Source organism: Paraburkholderia sp. BR10923 (assembly GCF_040948765.1).
Lineage (GTDB): Bacteria > Pseudomonadota > Gammaproteobacteria > Burkholderiales > Burkholderiaceae > Paraburkholderia > Paraburkholderia youngii.
In genome coordinates, this window is sequence record NZ_JBFPKO010000012.1 from 41273 (window position 1) to 61035 (window position 19763).

At 58.0% G+C, this 19763-nt stretch carries 18 protein-coding genes and 1 pseudogene; 12 read left to right on the plus strand and 7 right to left on the minus strand.

Going from position 1 to position 19763, the window contains the following annotated elements; translation table 11 throughout:
• Nucleotides 1–388: 388 nt before the first annotated feature.
• Nucleotides 389–627: pseudogene (locus tag AB3X94_RS22365) on the minus strand (SDR family oxidoreductase); the annotation flags it as partial.
• A 255-nt stretch (nucleotides 628–882) separates the two neighbouring features.
• On the opposite strand from AB3X94_RS22365, the gene AB3X94_RS22370 reads away from it, so the two are divergent.
• Nucleotides 883–3507, plus strand: coding sequence for an AAA family ATPase (locus AB3X94_RS22370; RefSeq protein ID WP_368612749.1), 2625 nt, complete (start codon nucleotides 883–885; stop codon nucleotides 3505–3507).
• A 241-nt stretch (nucleotides 3508–3748) separates the two neighbouring features.
• Here AB3X94_RS22370 and AB3X94_RS22375 read toward each other — a convergent pair whose 3' ends face one another.
• Nucleotides 3749–3946: a hypothetical protein gene (locus AB3X94_RS22375; RefSeq protein ID WP_368612750.1), complete on the minus strand. Its 198-nt coding sequence runs from the start codon at nucleotides 3944–3946 to the stop codon at nucleotides 3749–3751.
• A 597-nt stretch (nucleotides 3947–4543) separates the two neighbouring features.
• On the opposite strand from AB3X94_RS22375, the gene AB3X94_RS22380 reads away from it, so the two are divergent.
• The 8 genes from AB3X94_RS22380 to AB3X94_RS22415 all read left to right on the plus strand — a co-directional run bounded on the left by AB3X94_RS22380 (nucleotide 4544) and on the right by AB3X94_RS22415 (nucleotide 13168).
• On the plus strand, nucleotides 4544–5155 hold the full coding sequence (locus AB3X94_RS22380) for a hypothetical protein (protein ID WP_368612751.1): 612 nt from the start codon (nucleotides 4544–4546) through the stop codon (nucleotides 5153–5155).
• Nucleotides 5145–7121 carry a hypothetical protein gene (locus AB3X94_RS22385; protein WP_368612752.1) on the plus strand — a complete coding sequence of 659 codons (1977 nt, stop codon included), beginning with the start codon at nucleotides 5145–5147 and terminating at the stop codon, nucleotides 7119–7121. The genes AB3X94_RS22380 and AB3X94_RS22385 overlap by 11 nt, the downstream gene beginning before the upstream one ends.
• Nucleotides 7060–9054 (plus strand): hypothetical protein, encoded by a 1995-nt coding sequence (locus tag AB3X94_RS22390; protein WP_368612753.1) that lies wholly within the window; start codon nucleotides 7060–7062, stop codon nucleotides 9052–9054. Before AB3X94_RS22385 ends, AB3X94_RS22390 begins: the two co-directional genes overlap by 62 nt.
• Before the next feature lie 303 nt (nucleotides 9055–9357).
• Nucleotides 9358–11187: a reverse transcriptase domain-containing protein gene (locus AB3X94_RS22395; protein WP_368612754.1), complete on the plus strand. Its 1830-nt coding sequence runs from the start codon at nucleotides 9358–9360 to the stop codon at nucleotides 11185–11187.
• A gap of 220 nt (nucleotides 11188–11407) precedes the next feature.
• Entirely contained in the window at nucleotides 11408–11743 is a 336-nt protein-coding gene (locus tag AB3X94_RS22400; protein ID WP_176111653.1) for a helix-turn-helix transcriptional regulator, read from the plus strand.
• Nucleotides 11736–12215 (plus strand): SRPBCC family protein, encoded by a 480-nt coding sequence (locus AB3X94_RS22405; protein ID WP_152852848.1) that lies wholly within the window; start codon nucleotides 11736–11738, stop codon nucleotides 12213–12215. Before AB3X94_RS22400 ends, AB3X94_RS22405 begins: the two co-directional genes overlap by 8 nt.
• 118 nt (nucleotides 12216–12333) lie before the next feature.
• Nucleotides 12334–12762 (plus strand): VOC family protein, encoded by a 429-nt coding sequence (locus tag AB3X94_RS22410; RefSeq protein ID WP_176111652.1) that lies wholly within the window; start codon nucleotides 12334–12336, stop codon nucleotides 12760–12762.
• A 157-nt stretch (nucleotides 12763–12919) separates the two neighbouring features.
• Nucleotides 12920–13168 (plus strand): hypothetical protein, encoded by a 249-nt coding sequence (locus AB3X94_RS22415; protein ID WP_368612755.1) that lies wholly within the window; start codon nucleotides 12920–12922, stop codon nucleotides 13166–13168.
• Nucleotides 13169–13197: 29 nt separating this feature from the next.
• Here the strand turns inward: AB3X94_RS22415 and AB3X94_RS22420 are convergent, their stop codons facing one another.
• The 5 genes from AB3X94_RS22420 to AB3X94_RS22440 form a co-directional block, all read right to left on the minus strand.
• Nucleotides 13198–13482 (minus strand): hypothetical protein, encoded by a 285-nt coding sequence (locus AB3X94_RS22420; RefSeq protein ID WP_176111650.1) that lies wholly within the window; start codon nucleotides 13480–13482, stop codon nucleotides 13198–13200.
• 144 nt (nucleotides 13483–13626) lie between these two features.
• The gene (locus AB3X94_RS22425) at nucleotides 13627–13953 is read right to left on the minus strand and encodes a DUF190 domain-containing protein (protein WP_176111649.1); all 327 of its coding nucleotides are present in this window, start codon (nucleotides 13951–13953) and stop codon (nucleotides 13627–13629) included.
• Nucleotides 13954–14116: 163 nt separating this feature from the next.
• On the minus strand, nucleotides 14117–14899 hold the full coding sequence (locus tag AB3X94_RS22430; RefSeq protein ID WP_176111648.1) for an ABC transporter substrate-binding protein: 783 nt from the start codon (nucleotides 14897–14899) through the stop codon (nucleotides 14117–14119).
• Nucleotides 14900–15175: 276 nt separating this feature from the next.
• The gene (locus AB3X94_RS22435; protein WP_368612756.1) at nucleotides 15176–15847 is read right to left on the minus strand and encodes an RraA family protein; all 672 of its coding nucleotides are present in this window, start codon (nucleotides 15845–15847) and stop codon (nucleotides 15176–15178) included.
• A 166-nt stretch (nucleotides 15848–16013) separates the two neighbouring features.
• Nucleotides 16014–16457, minus strand: a complete 444-nt coding sequence (locus tag AB3X94_RS22440; protein ID WP_368612757.1) for a MarR family winged helix-turn-helix transcriptional regulator — start codon at nucleotides 16455–16457, stop codon at nucleotides 16014–16016.
• A 268-nt stretch (nucleotides 16458–16725) separates the two neighbouring features.
• On the opposite strand from AB3X94_RS22440, the gene AB3X94_RS22445 reads away from it, so the two are divergent.
• Genes AB3X94_RS22445 through bphD form a run of 3 tightly spaced genes read left to right on the plus strand, consistent with a single transcriptional unit; the run spans nucleotide 16726 to nucleotide 19738 of the window.
• A complete protein-coding gene (locus AB3X94_RS22445) occupies nucleotides 16726–17622 on the plus strand; it encodes a VOC family protein (RefSeq protein WP_368612758.1) in 897 nt (298 codons plus the stop codon).
• Between the two features lie 30 nt (nucleotides 17623–17652).
• On the plus strand, nucleotides 17653–18834 hold the full coding sequence (locus AB3X94_RS22450) for an acyl-CoA dehydrogenase family protein (RefSeq protein ID WP_368592159.1): 1182 nt from the start codon (nucleotides 17653–17655) through the stop codon (nucleotides 18832–18834).
• 46 nt (nucleotides 18835–18880) lie between these two features.
• A complete protein-coding gene (gene bphD, locus AB3X94_RS22455; protein WP_176380460.1) occupies nucleotides 18881–19738 on the plus strand; it encodes a 2-hydroxy-6-oxo-6-phenylhexa-2,4-dienoate hydrolase in 858 nt (285 codons plus the stop codon).
• The last annotated feature ends 25 nt before the right edge of the window (nucleotides 19739–19763 follow it).

The window sequence follows — 19763 nt, forward strand, 5'->3', positions numbered from 1 at the left end:
TGGTCTGGGCCGTCGCTCGACCCGATAGACAAATCGACCCGGCGCGACCGCATGATGCGCCTAATATCTAAGGCCACGACCTCATCGATCCCGACATTTTTTTCGCAAAATTCTTGTCGCCAGCGCTCCAACTTGATGCGCCCGATTCTCTACAACTCCTGCAACAGGCGGCGCCCTATACTGCCGCACGGTGCCGTCAATCCGCTCAATGATTGAATGGCCCATATGAAGGAGGTGCTGTTTGCGTTTGTCATGACGCGTATGACTGAATTATGCATGAAGCTCGTTAGACTCTGTAGCCGAACGCTGGACGCGCGCCTCCGACATTGGAGACCATGTGCGACGGGAGACGCGTGGACTTCCACGTATCGCCGGATCTCGACGGTCTTTACACTACGATGCTGATGCCGCCGTCGACGGCCAACGTCTGACCAGTATTATGCTTGCCCGCGTCACTCACAAACAACATCGTAGCGCGCTTGACGACCTCGTCGTCCCCGATGCGCCGCAGCGACATGTTTGGTAAATGACGTCCATACCCAGCCTCTCGAACGACGCCTTTGTCATCTTGCTCGGGAAGTATCCGGGCGCGAAAGTATTTACCGTGATGTTGTGCACGCCCCACTTCGTTCATCACGTTCCAATTCTATGTCCCACTGCGCATACTTTTCCCGATGCCCGACCTGTTAGTTTCGGTCGTAGAGTCGTAGTATTTAGCCGGCGAGCGCGACTGCCAGGCGGCCCACCAATGTTTTTTATTACCCGCTTCTCAAGTTCCAAACGACAATTGAAGTTCGCAGCGACCTTGTGGCGAGATACAAGCTCACCGCCTCTTACTGCCGCGGTCGCGGCCGAAAGTGTATATCTTCATAGAGGGGCTACATGGCCAGTATTCACTCGGAGTACCACCGCTTTCTCGCGTACCTAACTCAGCGACAAGTGCATGATGACGTACGCCGACTCTCGAATCTTGTCTTAGCCCACCTAGAGCCACTTGCCGAAGTCGGAGCTGCGCGCCGCGGCCGTTCCACCCGCCTGGCACGACTTGCTGTCGCACATCTGGCGCAAACGGAGGCCGCGTTCGACGGAGACGCGGGCGCGCAGGAAGCGGCGCCGGCACTCGGGCGCCTGCAGCAGCTCGAGGTAGGCCCCTTTCGCGGCTTCATGCGGCAGGAGACGTTCGACCTAAGCCGTGACATCACGCTCGTCTACGGCGCCAACGGGACCGGCAAGAGCAGCTTCTTCGAGGCACTGGAAGTGGCGATGCTCGGCTCCATCAGTGAAGCACAAGTCAAGCGGCTGGAGCAGCGAGTCTATTGCAACAACGCCCGCCTTCGTCGTCATACCGCGCCAGTTCTTTCCGCGAGGACCGGCGACCAACTACACGTCGTGAAGCCAGACGAATCCGAGTACCGCTTCTGCTTCATCGAAAAGAACCGACTCGACGACTTCGCTCGCATCGCGGCACGAACGCCAGGCGACCAGCGACAGCTCATCGCGACGCTGTTCGGCGTGGATGAGTTCAGCGACTTCGTGCGAGGCTTCAACCAGTCGCTTGACCAGGATTTGATGCTCGTTGGCGCGCAGGCGGCTCAGCTCGCACAGCGTCGTCTGCAACTAGCTAACTCCGAGCAGACGATTGCAGCGTACCCGCAAAAAATCGCAACACTGGAGAATCGTGAGCGAGAGCAGGCTCAACGTATGTTGCCAAACGCGGCATATCAGGCTTGTGTGGACTGGCTCCTTGGCACGCCGCAACAGCAGGGTCGGCTGCCGTACGTGCAAGGCCAACTCGATGCCGTGCCTCCAGCAATCCACGGTGTGACGAAAGCGCGCCTGGAAGCGTTGCTGACCAATGCCTATCGGATACATCACCTCTGGCAGGAGACATCGAGACAGCTCGCGGCGCGCGCAAACGAAGTCTCATACGCCAAGCTCTACGAGGCGGTACTTGCGCTTGCGAACGGGGCAACAGCCTGTCCGGCGTGCGGTACTAGTCTGGCCGCTGTTACCCAGAACCCGTTTGCTAGAGCCCGTGAGGAACTGGAACAGCTTGCGCAGTTGGCTGCCCTTCAACATCGCGACGCAGCCCTTCGGACAGACTTGAGCGACGCCATGCGAGCACTGTGGGACGAAATGCGTCGCACAGTCACGGTCACTGCAAACGTGTGCGCTGCAGACCTACAGGCCGCCGCCCTTCCACAGCTTCCCGTCGGCCATGAGGGCGAATGGCTAAGCGTGTGGGTCGACGGTGAAAGGCGCCCGTGGAACGTCCTGCTGCAGATAGTCGGAATCATCGAGCGCCTCGATGCGCAGGCTCGAGCGGTGCATACGCAGCGCGGCGCGTTGGCGCAGGAGCGCGATAGACTGAACCAGCATAACCTCGAGGTTGAACGCCTACGGACGATGCGAGCGACGGCAGACCAGGAACTGGCCACTGCGCGCCAAACCGTAGCTCAATTCGACGTAGTGAACCGCGAACTCATTGACGCGGTCGCGGCAGAAGTACCTGTCGTCGCGCACAATTTGCGGGTCAAAGCCGCCTATGACGGCTTCCTTCCCGAGATACAAGCCTATCTTGCCGCGCTGCCCGCGATACTGCTCCAGGGATTGGGCGAAGAAGCCCGTGTTCTCTACAACGCATTCAATCGAGCCGATCCCCCCGGCGACTTGCTGCATAGGCTTTGGCTGCCCGTCGCGGAGAACGGAAAAATCGAAGTCGAGTTTGCCGGCAAACCTGATGTGCGCTACGACGCCTTGATCGTCTTCAGCGAAGGGCACATCAAGTGCTTGGGCTTGGCGATTCTGCTTGCAAAGAACATCGCACAGGGCTGCCCTGTTGTCATTTTCGACGACGTCGTCAATGCAATCGATGATGAGCACCGCGACGGCATCTGGCGCACCTTCTTCGAAGATGGCAACCTGGACGGCAAGCAGGTCATCCTAACCTCCCACGCCGAGGAATTTCTGCATCGCATCCAGCAGGAACTGGGAGCACGGCGCGCCGCGGACATCAGGCGCTACAAGTTCCTGCCGCACGACGGCGAACATGAGCTTCGTGTTGACAGTGACCCGCCGGTGAAAAACTACGTTCTGCTGGCCCAGCAGGCAATGGCAAACGACGAGAAGCGGGAGGCGCTCCGCCAGGCTCGACCAGCGCTGGAGAGTCTGACCGACCGCCTCTGGACCTGGCTGGGCCGCCGTGGCGACGGCCGCATCGACATCAAACTCGGCGGCCCTCGCGCCCCCTGGGAACTCAACAACAAATGCGCCAAGTTGAAGTCGGCCGTGGAACGCATCGCCGCCCAGCACGCTGGTGCACCGGAAGCTGCCGCGGCCCTAACCCAATTGCTCGGCGTCGCCCCCGGGAGCATCGAGTGGGGCTACCTCAACAGTGGCGTACACGACGCGCAGCGTGACCATGAGTTCGACCGCGCTACCGTACGCACAGTTGTGGAATCGGTCACTGCGTTAGATGCGGCCCTCGCCGTGCTCCGCAACCGCTAAACGACGGTTGTGGACCGATTGCGCGAAGAGCTCCGAGAGCAATCAGTGCGGCGCTGATGTTCGGACACTAATGCGCGCGACGGCGACATAAATTGTTGCCCGTCAGCGACACGCAATCAGTCGCGCCGCGCAGCTTCAGGTGCCGGGCCGGTGGCCTCTCTCCGACGACTAAACTAGCTTGGACATTCGAGGCAATCGTTATCGGCCACCCGGCATCATTTGCCCGCCCATCAGAGGCCACTCACGTCGCTACAGCGACGACGCTCGACTCGCATCGGACGTCTTCAACTTCGCTTTCCGGCACGGATGAATCGGTAGTCAACTCTTCGGGCGTAACTCGTTCGGGAATCTCGGTCAGGACCGTCGATATTTGCGAAGCAAAAGCGCAGACCATCAGACCGGCCTCCCACTGCTTTTTACGATGCGCGCCCTTGAGCAAGATAATTCCGTTCCAATGTTCAAAGACATCCGAGTCCTTCCATTCAAGCTCAACGAATATCGGGCGATTTCTCAGGACAGAACGATTCGCCTGACACAATGCAAGTGCGCACGGCAGTGAACTGCCCCGCAACCAGCACCGCATCGCTGGGTGGCTATTGTTCAGCGAACAAGTCGTGATTGAGCGAAGCATTGAATTGCCGGTATTAAGTATGCAAAACGCATACGAATTTTCATCCGTTGCGCATGCAAACGAACGATGGCTCCCGCGAACACATCTGATAGACTTGAAGGTCTCCGTCACGCCCGGTATCGCCCACGTTAGTCTCTTCGCCGCAATTCGCGCCGCTGAACTATGTAGATAAACGTGAAAAACATCGCGAAGCCATTCGCTAGCGCGCATAAGTCAGCAAGACTCACCGTGCAGGGGCGCCGCGCGACTGAGAAGACATGATTCGAAATAGCAGCATAACCTAGCACGTTCGGGGAAAAAGTGCATAACGGTTCTCTGTCTCACGATGCGAGCCCAACGGGCGGACCGCCCACGGCCGCACCATCCGCCCAATACGGCTATCGGCATCGTGATGCCCTACGGCTGATGTTCATTCTCGCGCTCGGCGGCGTGCCGAGCGATGCGCCGCCGGCCAGCGCTGGAGGCGCCACACATGTGTTCCGCAGCGAAAAGCGAGTGATGGCAATTGACTTCCTCATTCGCTACCCAGACTACCTCGCTGACGCCCTTCTTGACCGATACGAGGCTGAAGGCGACGAATCCCTTTTATCGGCCGCGAGACAGATTTTTGACAATAATGAGCCATCGCTGCGCCTCGTAAAGATGGTCCGATGGAATTTCGGAGCTTATCAAAGCATCGAAACATCACTTTCGCTTCTAAGTGCGATCGGGTTCGTTCGCCCGATGACGTTCACCTCAGAGGGTGGCGCACGCCAATACGAATTCTATGTCTTCCCGAGCGCCTTCGAATTTCTCAAAGCGTCCGTTGAGCAAGTGCCGGCATTGGCCTGGTATCGCGACCGCGTGACGCTCGCAATGCGCGTGGCGAACGCTCAGAGCGGCTCGAAGCTTAAGGATTGGCAATATCAACACAATGCATATAGTGAAACGGCACATGGCACGGTCATACCGTCAATCAAGGAGTCCGTCTCACAGCGTCTGAATACAATTCTTGCTGGACTGAATCATGGTGAATAAGGTCGTCGTAGTTGGTTCCGAGAGCGAATGGATTGGCTCGATTGCCAAAGCTGTTCACAATACGCCAGAGGACGTCGCATTGGTGCTCGCGAAACATGGAATCCGCGCCCAGTCGACTCCGCCCAGGGCGAAGAAGGTGGCGTTTTCCTCCCTCTCGTTCTCTGGTGTAAGGAAAGGCACCGACTTCGACGGGCCGTTTACCTTTGACTGGAACGAACTCGGTCCCGGACTCTGGGCGGTCATGTCCGACCGGAATCATCGAGGCAAGTCGTCAGTCATGAACATTCTTTCTGCCACTTTGCGCGGAGAGTTTCCCGGCAAAATTAAGGCAGATGTCTGGAAGTGGCTCGATACCTTGCAAGTGGAATTTCGCATCGAGAACACTGACTATCGAACACTCCTTAAGAAGGCTGCTGGCGTCGAGGACACCGCAAAAATCGAAGCGCTTTTGTCGAGAAAGCACGGCGACACCTGGGTGGACCTCTATGCAGGGTCGGCTGGGGCTGACTTGCAAGCTCAAACCGAAAACCTTTTCCTCGAAGAACTCGGCTTCACCAAGATTCACGGTGCAAACCAAAACGGGACCACGTTTGCACATAGCTGGGCAGCGATTGCCTCTGCCCTTTCCATAACAAGCGCATCAAATGGCAAAGCCCTCTTCGGGGAGATTTTAATGGATGGTCTCCCCCTTCGGCTTCTACAGCTGTTCATCGGCTTGCCGTGGATTTCGACGATGACCGCGGCAGCGACGGCCGTCAAGCTCATCGACCTTGAAACGAAACGCAAAGAATCGACACCGGACCATTTCGCCGGTGCTCGAGCTCGTCTTAGAAAACTGGAAGACGAGATTGCGAAGGTGCGCGCCGATGCCGATACCGGCGACCAACGCAGGAAGGTGAGAGAAGATATCGCCGCGCTCGACCAAAGTCTCGCGGAAGCTCATCGTTCTATTGTCTCCTATCGCAATGAGGCTGATGTGCTGGCCCGCCGCGCGACAGAGATCGCAGAGATAGCACAAGATGCCGCGCAATTGCTCCAGCAGCTTAAAGACGAGCAAGATGCAGGCTACGTCTTCCGCAAGCTTCGTCCGGTTTGCTGCCCGTCGTGCGAAACGCCAGTCACCACGCGGCAACAGAAGAATGAAGACGAAACTGGATGCCCATTGTGCAAGATTGAGCTTCCCGTGAGTCAAGACCCCATCGGGGAACGGGTTCGCGTCGCTCAATCGAACCACGACGACGCCGCGCAGGCTCTGAAGTCGGCTCTAAAGAACTCCAATCGCGCCAAAGAAGCCCTTGAGAATGCGGAAAGCAAGAAAAGCAGCATCGAAGCGCAGATTGCCGCCCTCGTGCCAGAGCTGGACGCCCCCGCGAGTGACCCGGCGCTAAAGCTCTTAGAGCTGGAAGCAAGCGCTCGTGAGCTGCGCGGGTTGCTGAGTGAGTCACCCGAGGAACCTGCAGTCGCAGTGCATCCCGACAAGAAGATTCTCGACGCTGCGGTGAAAATCACCAAACCGATGTTCGAGGAGCTTCAGACTAGCATCCTCCATGACTTGTCCGTTGCAATTAAGGACCTCGCGGCTAAATTTGGTGTTCAGAATCTGGCCAAGATGTCCTTGGACGGGGCTGGACGCCTGAAAATCATACAAGGTGACGCCGACATATACTTCTCTGACCTTACCGAAGGTGAGCGCCTGCGCGTGAAGATTGCGGCAGCCCTTGCGGCCGTGGAGGTATCTCGCAATCGAGGGCTGGGCCGGCATCCTGGTTTGTTGATGCTCGACTCCCCCGGCAAAGAAGAAGTCGCAAGCGAAGATTTCCAGGAGATGCTTCTCAGCGTCTCTAACGTGACAAAGGACATGGGCGGCGTCCAGGTAATCATTGGCACCGTCTATCGGAATGAGCTTGAAGGCGTCATTCCCATGTCGAATAGACGAAGAGCAGAAAATGGTGGCTACCTCTTCTAAAACTGCACAAACTTGTGAGTCGTTGCTCGCCTCAATTCTCGAGAACCAGGACGTCGATGTCGAGAACATCGACGAGGATATTCTTTCTGCTTGCGTCGATGCGCATGCAGAAGGTCCGTGCTCCAGTGACCTGCTCTCGTGGCTACTCCCTCAATGCGGCACCGATGTGGCCCTGCGAGCGCTTACACGGCTCGTTGGCAGGACTCGCGACCCTATCGCCCTAGCGGATCTGGTTGAGATGCTTGGTACGGACCAGCATCTCGGTGATGCGGCCGCGCGTGCGATATGGGCAACCTGCACCGGGCGGGCTGAAGACGGAGAAGCGCACTATGGCGTCAGAAGCCAAGCCCTCCACGCTGCATTGCTGCTCAGTCAACAGCGGCCCGCGCTGCTTCGTCGCTTTCAGGGCATTCTCCTGGACGTAGGCTCGGACGACGACCCTTTGTTCCTCCGGCACGTTGCCAAAGTAGTTGGCGCAGTCTTGGCGCACGATACCGACGATGAATTCCGCCAGAAGCTCAAAGAATTGCTGAGCGTGCCCGAAGCCGAGGAAGAAGCGGCGATGGAGCTAGGCTTTGACGCCTTGCGGTGCGGACTCGAGGCCCAAACGCCCGAGTCGGCCGCCTCGTCGTTTAAGAGCGCCCTCACATGGTTTTCTCGTGCATTGGCGACCAGTGAAAAGCGTAGCGATGCACGGATTTTTGCCAAGTGCTGTGAACTCCTGCTGACGGTGCATGCTCGTGGATTTGATGGCTCTCTCGCGACGCAGGTCGCGGAGCTGGGGGATGCTGCGGCGGAATACGCCACATACCTCGCCACGGCACAACGGGATACTTCGAACCCATCGTGGCTCGGTTCGTCTACTACCGAACAAACTCACTGGACACTCCTCGGCTTCCGCTTAGGCGTGTTAGATGAGAGCTTCAATAAGAAGCTATGGACCAATGTCGGCGCAGTCCTTGAGAAGGAACTGTTGGCTATCTATCGATGTAGCAGATCTATCTTCCTGCGCAACAATGACGGCGCGATAGAGCAAATTCTGCGGCCCAAGATATCGTCCGCACTGGTGACCCATCGACGGCATCTGGAAGAAATTGAGCAGTGGATTGAAGAGAACGAGGGTTCAGAAAATCTTCCCGATGCAGAAGCAATGCGGGCTGCAGTCTCAACAGCATACGAAGGAAATGTCTTACATTTCTCCGATACCGCGGCCGTCCATGACCGGGAGATTGCCGCTCTATTAGACACCGGTCGCGTACCAACTGCGTCTCGAGATGGTGTCTATGAGCACATCGAGAAATTGCGTTGGATGATAGAACTCGAAGAGAATCCAATCTTCGAGCGAATTGAGGCGAAGATTCGGGCGGACCTCAGAGCGCGGAACGAGTATTATCGGGAAGACCGCAAGGCACAAGTCCTATTCGATGCGGTTCTGCACTACTCGCTAAGCTTTATGCAGCTCCGCCATAACATGACTCGCAAGAATGACGCGACCGCAGCTTACCTGTTTAAGCGGAAACCGCAGAAGCTCCCCGTCGAGGGTGACCTGCACTCGGACTATCATCGCTATCTATCGTCTACTGCTCTCGGTGGCTCTACTAAGATTGAGATTCCCGACGTTGCCGGCGGACGCGCCGACGTGCACTTCGAACACAAGAAGCTCATCACGGTCACCGAAGTGAAAAAGTCGGACGGCAATTTCACGCATGCCGAACTCCTCAAAAAATTCGGCGGCCAGGCAGCGTCATACCTCACAACTTCTGTGCCCTTCGGCTTTCTGCTTGTCCTCGACCGATACGACCGAAAAGGCACTCAACCACATTTCAACGAGCAGGTCTCACTGGAACGAAAACTCATCGAGGGTCAAACTACCGAATATGACATTGTGACGATGCGAGTCCAGGCCCAGCGAACAACACCTGCTGAGCAATAGGGAAAATCAGCCACGTACGCGTCTGCACTAAGAATCGTGCTGGCGCCCGTTGAGCAAACCTTTGCGCTCCCTCGTCGACTCTATTCAAACAGGCCACCAATTCCGCTTGAATCAATTCATAGGATGTGCAGCATAAGTGCCTCGGTGGCTAATGAGCTTTACATCTGATAAGATTTGAGCGTCCATCCGGTTGTTTTTCCATGATGTAATCGTCATGGTTAGTGGCCTTTTTACTTTGTCTTTCCGATGGCCGGTATGCAGCGAGCAGCCGGTATCACTTGCGGCGCAGATAGGAAGAACCGGATGGGCACCTTGAATCTTGAATCGCTGAACCAGGCGCCTGAGCAGCCGACTCTAGTCTCCCCCTTCCTCTTGCTACGTAGTGTCGAAGGGCTCTGCCTGCACCTGGGTGTTTCGAAGAAGCGCCTGAGCTTCCTCCTCTATGTTTTGTCGCCTGCGCAGCGCTATCGAACTTTCCAGCTCAAAAAGCGAAAATCGAGTTCCACGCGGACAATCAAGAGCCCGATAAAGCCGCTCAAACAAATCCAGCAGCGTCTTGCCAAGGATTTGCTCGATATCTACAAAACACCGTTAAACGTCTACGGTTACGTTAAAGAAAAGGATATCGTAGACAAAGCCGAAAAGCATGTTGGACAGCGCTGGGTCGCGCGTGTCGACCTGGAGAACTTCTTCGGCTCGTTCAACTTCGGTCGCGTCAGAGGGATGTTCCGCGCGAAGCCCTTCTTCTTCCCCGACTCGCTTGCGACCGTCCTCGCGCAGCTGTGTGTAGACGCGGACGAGCTTCCGCAGGGGGCGCCGACGTCGCCAGTGATCTCGAACATGCTCGTGTGGCGACTCGATGCACGCCTGCGTCGGATGGCGCGCGACCATCGTTGCATCTTCACCCGTTACGCAGATGACCTCGTCTTCTCGACGAATATCCGCCGCATGAGTTCGGGCATCTGCTATGTGCAGAACCCGGATTCTGACGCTCCGGCCGTTCGTCCCGGTGAGGCGCTCCTGAAGGAGATTCGCGACGAGGGTCTCGCTGTCAACGAGCCCAAGACGCGCCTCTATGGACGCACAGAACGGCAGCAAGTCACCGGTCTGACCGTCAACGAGAAGGTCAATCTCGACCGCAAGTACGTGAAAGACCTCCGCGCCGTACTGTACGCCTGCTCAAAGGTCGGAGTCGAAGCGGCCGCGGAACGCTTCTTTGCCTCTCATTACCCGAAGAACGTCCCTCCTGAAAAGCGAACCCCTGAATTCGCCGACATCATCAAAGGACGGGTGATGTACGTCGGACGCATCAAAGGTTACTCGAGCGGAGCCTTCCTGGCGCTAGCGTCGCGGCTGAAGATACTTGTTCCTAACTTCCGCGTGCCAGAGATGCAGGTCAAGCCGCGTGTGTACATTCACACTGAGGGCGCCACTGACTACCTTCATTTGCACAACGCGCTCAAGAAATTCCAGAGCAACGGCGAGTTTACGGACTTGCTGGTCGGGTGGGACGACCACTCAAAGCGCGAGCAAACGGGCGACAGGCGGCTGCTCCAGATGTGTGAAGACACCGCGACTGGCGTAAAGCAAGACCGTCTGAATGTGTACGTTTTTGACCGAGACGTTCAGGAAACGGTTAACAAGGCCGAAAACAACGGCGAACCTAAACTCCGAGGCAATGGGGTAATTTCTATGTGCCTGCCGGTGCCGGCCCACCGGGCTAGCACAGCGCCAATGTGTATTGAACATCTCTACACCGATGAATTCCTCTACCAGGAGGACACGATGGGACGCAGACTGTTTTCCAAAGACGAATTCAAGCCCGATGGTTTCCACAAGAACGAAGACTTTCTAAACCGCTATATCAAAACCACGCTAATTGTGGACACCGACGTTGTGGTGACATCTGGCGAGAAAAGAGGCGAAAGCATCGCCCTTTCTAAAAAGCAGTTCGCGCTATATGTCAGCGAGCAAACCGAGCCTTTCGCTAACCCCGACCTTTCTGGTTTTCGGCCGTTCTTTGAACGCTTGAAGTCTGTCATTGAGGCACAAATGTTAGTCCATGACGTGGCTAAGAGCGGAGGTGATGGTCGTGATGCTGACCGCGCAGCGGTAGATACGCCAGGACGATAGCAAGCGCACTTGCGAGTTCGCCTGCTAGGGAAAAATTGTGCACCGCACGCCAAATTTCGCGGTTCCCGCACACTTTGTTGTCTCGGAAACGCAATTTTTGCCTTCCCGCACACTTTGATGTTTCCCAATATGAGACCTACGAGGCTTCCTCACTCTCCTTGACATGCAAGCAATCTGTTGCCTATAGTAAATGCAACAGATCACTTGCCTATAGCCGTTCATGGCCGAGCTCCCCGACGACACGGACCTGCTATTCAAAGCCCTCGCCGATCCGAGCCGGCGCAAGCTGCTGGACGTGCTGCATGCGCACGACGGCCAGACCCTGAACGACCTGTGCGAGCACCTCGACATGACACGGCAAGGCGTGACGCAGCATCTGGGCCTGCTGGAAGCGGCGAACCTCGTCGTGACGGTGCGCAGCGGGCGCGAGAAATTGCACTTCCTCAATCCAGTGCCGCTTCAGCAGATCTACGAGCGCTGGATTGCCAAGTTCGAAAAACCGCGCCTGAAGGCGCTCTCTTCCCTGAAACGACGCCTGGAGAAAGGCAATGACTAGATCGACATTCGTCTACGTGACCTATATCCGCACCACGCCCGAACAGTTGTGGTCGGCGCTCACCGACGCGGAGTTCATCAAGCAGTACTGGTTCGGCATGCACTGCGATAGCGAATGGACGGCGGGCTCGTCGTGGAAACTCGTGTCGAGCGCGGGGGAGACTTTCGACGCGGGCGAGATCATCGAGGCTGTGCCGCCGCGGCGCCTCGTGATTCGCTGGCGGCATCAAAAACGGCCCGAGCTGCAGGCCGAAGGCGATTCGCGCTGCACGATGGAGCTCGAACCGAGCGGAACGGCGGTCAAGCTGACGCTCACGCATACGATCGAGCGCGATCAGTCGAAGTTCATCGAGGCGGTGTCGGGCGGCTGGCCGAAGATCATGTCCAACCTCAAATCGCTGCTGGAAACCGGCTCGATCGCGTTGCAGGAGGCTTATCCAGCCAATGGCGGCAGTCATGCCGGGAAGGCATGAAGCGGGGGCACGCTGAAGCGCGGCAGGCATCGCTTGATCGCAGGCTCGATAGCCGTCCGTCCGCGAAATCGCGCTGATAGAATCGTCTGCCTACCCTCGCCCGTCTCAGGAAACCAGCATGGAAATCCAACCCTATCTGTACTTCAATGGCCGTTGTGAGGAAGCCATTGCGTTCTATCGTTCGGCGCTCGGCGCGCAGGAGTTGCTGAAGCTGCGAGCGAAAGACGCGCCGCCCGATCCCGCTCGCCCGGTCGCGCCCGAACACGCCGACAAGATCATGCACGCGACGCTCGTCATCGGTAACACGCACGTGCTGATGTCGGATGGCGATTGCCGCGGCGGCGATACCGTGCATGCGGGCTTCAGCCTGTCGGTCACCGCCGACGACCAGGCGTCCGGCGAGAAATATTTCAACGCGCTGGCGGATGGCGGACAGGTCACGATGCCGTTTCAGCAGACCTTCTGGACCAGCGGCTTCGGTACGTTGATCGACCGCTTCGGCGTGCCGTGGATGGTCAACGTGCGGCACGAGGAGCCCGCGGCATAGCCTTTGGAGCGGGCCTTCGTTGAGTCACCTGCTGCGCGCGGTTCCGCGTCCCGTTCCATTCGGGCGAAACCGGGACGAAATAGATAAGAGCAGGAGCCCCCGAGCGCGCGGAACGGCGCATGCTACCCCGAAAGCGAACCAGCCAGGAGAACCGTCGATGCAGGAAGTTCATCTCCACCGCGGCTTCACCATCACCGTGCTCGTCGAGGACGACCCGGCCGGCGGTTCGTCGATCACCACGCGAATCGATCGCACTGGTACCGACGCTCGCGACCTCGAAGCCTGGACCGCTCCGCGGCATGCGCGCTCCGCGCTGCGCGGCAAGCCCGCGATCGGCGAGGCCGTCGACAATGCCCAACGCGCGATCGACTCCGCATTGGGCGCCCCCGATCCGTTGGACGAATAGTTCTGCCATGCGCCGGGCCTGAGCGACGCCTACTGCGTCGCGGACGCCCCGCTCGCCGGCGTGCTGTGGACCGCCGCGGCGTGGCTCGCGGCGGGCGATGCGCTCGCTGCCGCGCCCGCCTCGTCGTTCGCACGCTTCGCCGCGTCGCTATCGCCGGGTGTGCCACGCGGGCTCGCCGAATTGCTCATCACGCCGCTGCTCATCTGGCCCGTCGAGATGCGGCCGTTCTCGGCCGACCGCTTGCAGCCGGATGCGCCCGCCATCAACGCAATGGCCGATAGCGCGATCAGCATGTTTGTCGCAACTTCTCGCATGATTCGCTCTCCCTGGGATGACTCGGCTCCAGTAGCGAAGCATTCGACATGCCCATCGCAGCCCTGTGCGGCTGGATACCCGCGCGCGTACACGGACCAGGTCGAGAAAACGAGGTTTGGGACTTGCCATCGAGAGCGGGGCCTTCAGGCCCCGTCGTCTTCTCCGACGACGCCGAACTCGGCCGTCGTTTTCACGTAGAACAGATGTAAACCCTCAGCGCTCAGACGATCGAACAGCCGATCGGCTTCGTCGCTCGTCACCGCCATCACGACGGACAACGGTTGATCGGCAAGCTCGAAGAAGTGCGCGGAGTGAATGCGGTGATGATGGCCGATGCCTTCGCAAGCTGGAATCACGGTCGCGCCGCGCAGGCCGAGTTCGCTCGCGAGACGCACGAGCCAGTCGGCAAGCGGCTTGCCATGATGGCTGCGCCCCTGCTGGGTGAAGAACGTGATCTGAAAGCCTTGCATGTCAGTGCCTCCCCAATGCGGGTCGGGCCGGGGAAGCGCCGGTTGCAGCCGATTCGGCATACCGGCTCGCCACATCACGGCTCAGGAAGGTCATGACCACAGTTTAGATGTCGGGCCGCGCGAGTGCCAGGTCGAAGCTGGCCACGTGCCGCGCGGTCCCGGCTCACTGACCGTACACGTCGAAATCGAAATACTTTTTCGCAATGCGGTCGTAAGTGCCGTCGGCGCGGATATCGGCAATGGCTTTGTCGATCTTTTCCTGCAGATCGGTATCTTCTTTACGCAAACCGATCGCCGTGCCGCTGCCGAGCGTTTTCGCGTCGTAGAGCGGATTGCCGGCAAATCCGAAGTCCTTGCCGCGCGAGGTGCGCAAAAAGCCGATATCGGCTTGCACCGCGTTCTGCAATGACGCGTCGATACGGCCGGCAAGCAGATCCGAATACACCAGATCCTGATCCTGATACGGCACGATCACCGCGCCGGCCGGCTCCCAATACGTCTTCGCGTAGGTTTCCTGAATCGAGCCCTGCTCGACGCCGATGCGCTTGCCCTTCAGCGCTTGCGGCGTCGGCTCGATCGGCGAGCCCTTCTTCGCGACGAGACGCGTCGGAATGCGGAACACCTTCGACGAGAACCCGATCTGCGCCTGACGCGCGGGCGTCATCGACATCGTCGACAGCACGCCGTCGAATTTGCGGCCTTTCAGCGCGGCAATCATGCCGTCGAACGAATTCTCGATCCACACGCATTTCGCGTTGAGCCGGCGGCAAATCTCATTGCCGAGATCGATATCGAAGCCGACTAGCTTGCCGTCGGCGCCTTTCGATTCGAACGGCGGATAGCTCGCGTCGACCCCGAACCGCACGGTCGACCAATCCTTGGCGATTGCGCTCCCGGACGATGCGGCCAGCAGTGCAATCGTCAGGGTGGCCAAGATGGCTTTCATTGTTGCTCCTTATCGGCTTTTTTTGATGAATTCAAACAGGCGGCGCAGCGTTATACGCCGGCCGCGAGAAACCCTACATTCGACCGTGTTCCGGCCGTCTGCGCAAATTCATTAAAAAAATCAATTCATGCAGGCCGCGCATAGGCCGGTATTGCGCTTCGGCGGGCAAATAGCTCTTGGTTCTTTGCAAATAAAACCTGTTCCGGAGCAATGAAACCAGTCGCTTAACTGAACGGCATTACCGTTTTGGCGGGTTTTCTTTTTCCAGTTACGGGATCACTCATCCCAGCCGAAAATGGCGAGCGTGGATTCCCCTTCCCGGATGCGACGCATCTGAACTGCTTCCTTGGCCTCACGAGCTTGCGCAGCGGCAATCACTTCAGCAACACGGGCTACCGGAATCGCGACCACACCGTCTTCATCAGCGACGATAAGATCACCGGCTTTAACCGTCACATCGTCGAAGCGGGTCGGCGCATTGATCCAGCCACGGGCCCCGAAGCCCTTGCCCGTACTCCGGATGCACAGGCCACGCGCATAGACCGGGAAACCCATTTCTGCGAGCAACCGCTGGTCGCGTACACAGCCATTGATCACGAGGCCGCCGAGACCGCGCGCAAGAGCCGCAGTGGACATGACCTCCCCCCAGTAGCCATACTCATAGGCGTCCCCGACGGACACAACCAGAACGTCTCCCGGGTCGGCTGCATAGATCGCACGATGCAGCCACAGGTTGTCGCCGCCCGGTGCGTGAACAATGAGCGCAGGTCCGCAGATCCTGAATCCGGGAGCCACGGGTTTGATCGCGGGGGGCATGACCCCGATCTTGCCAGCTGCTTCGTGGAGCGTCGCGGCAGGAAGAGCAGAAGCCTGCGCCAGAAGATCCGGGCTCGGACGCCTGATATCGAGCCTGGTGGTCGTCTTCGGATTGAAACGGGGCTCGCTCATACCTGGTCTCCGATGCGACGCGTCTGTAACCGGTGATACTTGAACTGGGCGCGAGCGTCATCGAGGCGCATGCCGGTCGCGACCGAAGGCGATGGACAATTTCACCTTTCGTTGTCGTCGATTTTCCTTTGTGGACCATACAGCTTTTACGACGAACTATGGTCGTTCAATTTTCCGCGCTCCTGAGGGCGTCAATCGCGATTTCGCGCACTAATGCGAGACTCCCGCGCAGACGCGCCACTTCGGACGACGCCAGGCACGAAAAGAATTCTTCTTCAGCTTTGTTCACGGCTTCGCTGCAACGCATGAACGTCTCCCATCCGAGTGGTGTGCGTTGAATGCGGAGTGCTCGCGCGTCGTTCTCGCTTGCCATTTTTTCCAGAAGCCCACGTTGTTCCAGCGCTTTCACCGACTCGCCCATAGCCTGGGCTGTCATGTGAGCACGGCGCGCCAGTTCTGCACTGGAGCATGGTTCATGGTTGGACAGCAGATCGAGAAGAAGGAATTGGCGGGCCGTAATGTTCTCGGCGTTCAGTGTCTCGTCGATGCGACTGACGACCAGCCGGTTTAATTGTTGAATCAGGAAGAAAATTCGAATGGATGTGCTCATTTTTCGGGCCTTGAAAAAGATTGCGCCTCGATCGTAATAGGAGAACGTTCGTGGACTGTCATTGTAGCCGCAGTCGCGCCCCCATGTAACGCTAATGTTACCTTACGATATACGTGCCAATGCGCAGCTAAATCCCCATGTTTAAGGGAAAGTACTTGGTCGCAATACTACATGACGTTGATATTATCTGTTGTGACCCTGGTCGAGACCCTGGCCGGAAACCTGGTCGGGGACCGGCCATGCAATTCGGAACACCGGAGAACACAACATGAGCGACGCGGGTGCCGAAATATCGAATCTGGGCTACGTGGTAGTCGGTGCACAGGACCTCGAAGCGTGGTCCAGGTTTGCGAGCGACATCCTCGGGCTCCAGGTGAAGGCCGCGCCGGACGGTAATTCGTTGACGCTGCGTATGGACGAGTACGTGCAGCGGATTCTCGTTCAGAAAAGCGACGACGAAGACATCTTCGAAGCGGGCTGGGAGTTCGAGACTCCGGAGAAACTCGAAGCCTACGTCGAACGTCTTCGGAGTATCGGTCAGGCCGTCGAGCGAGGAGGTCCGGCACTGTGCGGAGAACGCCAGGTCGAGATGCTCTACCACTGCGACGATCCTTCGGGCTTCCGTCACGCGTTCTACACCGGGCCTCATATCGCTCCGATGACCGACGCCTGGCATTCGAAGGTCATGCGCGGTCGTTTCGAGACCGGCAGGCTCGGAATCGGCCACATCGTGATCCGGTCAAAAGACCTCGATCAATCTGTCGATTTCTATCGCAAGGTCCTGGGCCTCAAGCTCAGCGACTATATCCGCGCAGAACTTGCGCCCGGCGTCAAAGTCGATGTGACATTCATGCACACGACTGGTGGGCGTCATCATTCGCTGGCCACAGGCACGATGCCGGGCAACAAACGTCTCGGTCACCTGATGCTCCAGGTTCAGGACATGAACGACGTTGGGCTCGCATACGATCGCTGCATCGCTGCCGGTCTGCCGATGCTCATGCATCTGGGCCGTCATCCTAACGATCTCACGTTCTCGTTCTATGTCAAATCGCCTTCAGGATTCGCCGTCGAATACGGCCATGGCGGGATCGTCGTGGACGACGCAACCTGGAAGGTGTCCACGCACCCGCGGTTGAGCGACTGGGGTCATAAATTCGGCTGATCGAATGACTGCATAAAAAAAGGAAATATTATGAACAGTAGAGAAGTCGCGACGCAGATTCCGACAGAAGATGAACTGGTGGCGCGTGCTCGCGTCATGATTCCGTGGCTGCGCGAGCGTGCTGCCGAAGTCGAGGCCGCACGATCGGTCCCCGCCGACATCATCGAAAAATTCGTTGAAGCAGGTTTTTTCCGTATCCTTCAGCCGCGTCGCTGGGGTGGCTACGAGATGAATCCGGCTGTGTTCTTCAAGGTGCTGATGGAACTCGGCCGCGGCTGCTGCTCCAGCGCCTGGAACATGATGATTCTGGGCGTCCATCCGTGGGAATTCGGGCTCTTTCCGCAGCAGGCCGGTGACGACGTATGGTCGGCCAAGGATGACGTGATTGTCGCGTCATCCTATGCGCCGGTCGGTTCGGTCAAAAAGGTCGAGGGCGGCTACATCATCGACGGTAAGTGGCCGACTTCGAGCGGTACCGATCACGGTGAATGGGTGATTCTCGGCGCGTTCGAGCGCGACGATGAAGGCAAGCCCATCGACAAACTCAGCTTACTGCTTCCACGATCCGACTACCAGGTCATCGATGACTGGCATGTCATGGGTCTTTGCGGCACCGGCAGCAAGAGTCTGCTTGTCGAGAAGGTCTTCGTTCCCGAACATCGGACACACAGTATTTCCGATTACTCGATGGACCCTCGCGGCTCCGCGTTCCTGTTCCCGTTCGTGCAGATTTTTGCGGGTTCGGTATCGGCGGTCACAGTCGGTATGGCTCAGGGCGCAATCGATCACTACATCGAGCAGATGAAGTCGCGGCGGAATGGCACGACCGGCAAGCCCGTCAGCTCGAGCCCCTACGTCAAGGACAGGCTGGCCAACGCAGTGCTGCTCGTGCGCTCGGCGCGCGCCCGTCTGCTTCAAATGATGATCGAAACGACAAAGATTGTGCAACGTCGTGAACTGATCCCGATTGAAGACCAGGTGCTGTACAGGCTCGATGTCGCATCGGTCGGTCGTGACTGTCAGGAAGCGGTGCAATTGCTGTTCACGGCAACTGCGGCGAAAGGGCTTTTTAACGACCAGCCGATCCAGCGCATCATGCGCGACGTGATGGCGGCCGCAAATCACATCACGCAGAACGCGGACGATAACGCAGGGACGCTCGGCGGTTTCCTGCTCGGTGAGGCACTCCCGCCGTTGCAATATTCCCGCTAATCGTCCGGCATAAATTTCTAAATCGGATATTTCTGGAGCACACCAAATGTCCTTTACCGAAGCAGGTACCAGCCAGTTCGTGACGATCAACGAACCGCGCCTCGAGAATTTCAAGCTCCACTACAACGACATGGGCGCTGGCCCCGCGGTCATCATGCTCCACGGCGGCGGTCCGGGTGCGAGCGGCTGGAGCAATTACTACCGCAATATCGAAGCACTGGCGGCAGCGGGTTTCCGCGTCATCCTGCTCGATCAGCCTGGCTTCAACAAATCCGATGAACTGAAAATGACGGACACGCCGCGCAATGTGCTGAACGCACGTGCAATCAAGGGCGTGATGGATGCCCTCGGTCTCGACAAGGCGAATCTGGTCGGCAACTCGATGGGCGGTGCGACGGCCATCGCATTCGCTCTCGACTTCGCTGATCGCCTGGACAAGATGATTCTGATGGGGCCGGGTGCGCAAGGTCCGAGCCTTTTCCAGCCGCAGCCAGCAGAAGGCATCAAGCGTATGTCGCGTCTTTACGCGCAGCCTTCGTACGAGAACTTCGAGGCCATGCTCGAAGTCTTCGTCTACAACCCGGCTGGTATTACTGAGGAACTGCGTCAAGGCCGCTGGAACAATATCCAGTCGAACCTGAACCACCTGAAAAACTGGGCAGAAGGCGGCAAGATCATGCCCTCGACATCGATGGACCTGTCAGCACGTTTCCCCGAGATCAAGCACAAGACGCTCATCACGTGGGGCCGTGACGATCGTTTCGTCCCTATCGATCACGGTCTGCGCATGATCAACACGATGCAGGATGCACGCCTGCACGTATTCCCGAAATGCGGCCACTGGGCACAATGGGAACACGCGGAAGAGTTCAACCGTCTGATCATCGACTTCCTGCGCGACTGATTCGCACCGCCTGCTGTGCCTGATG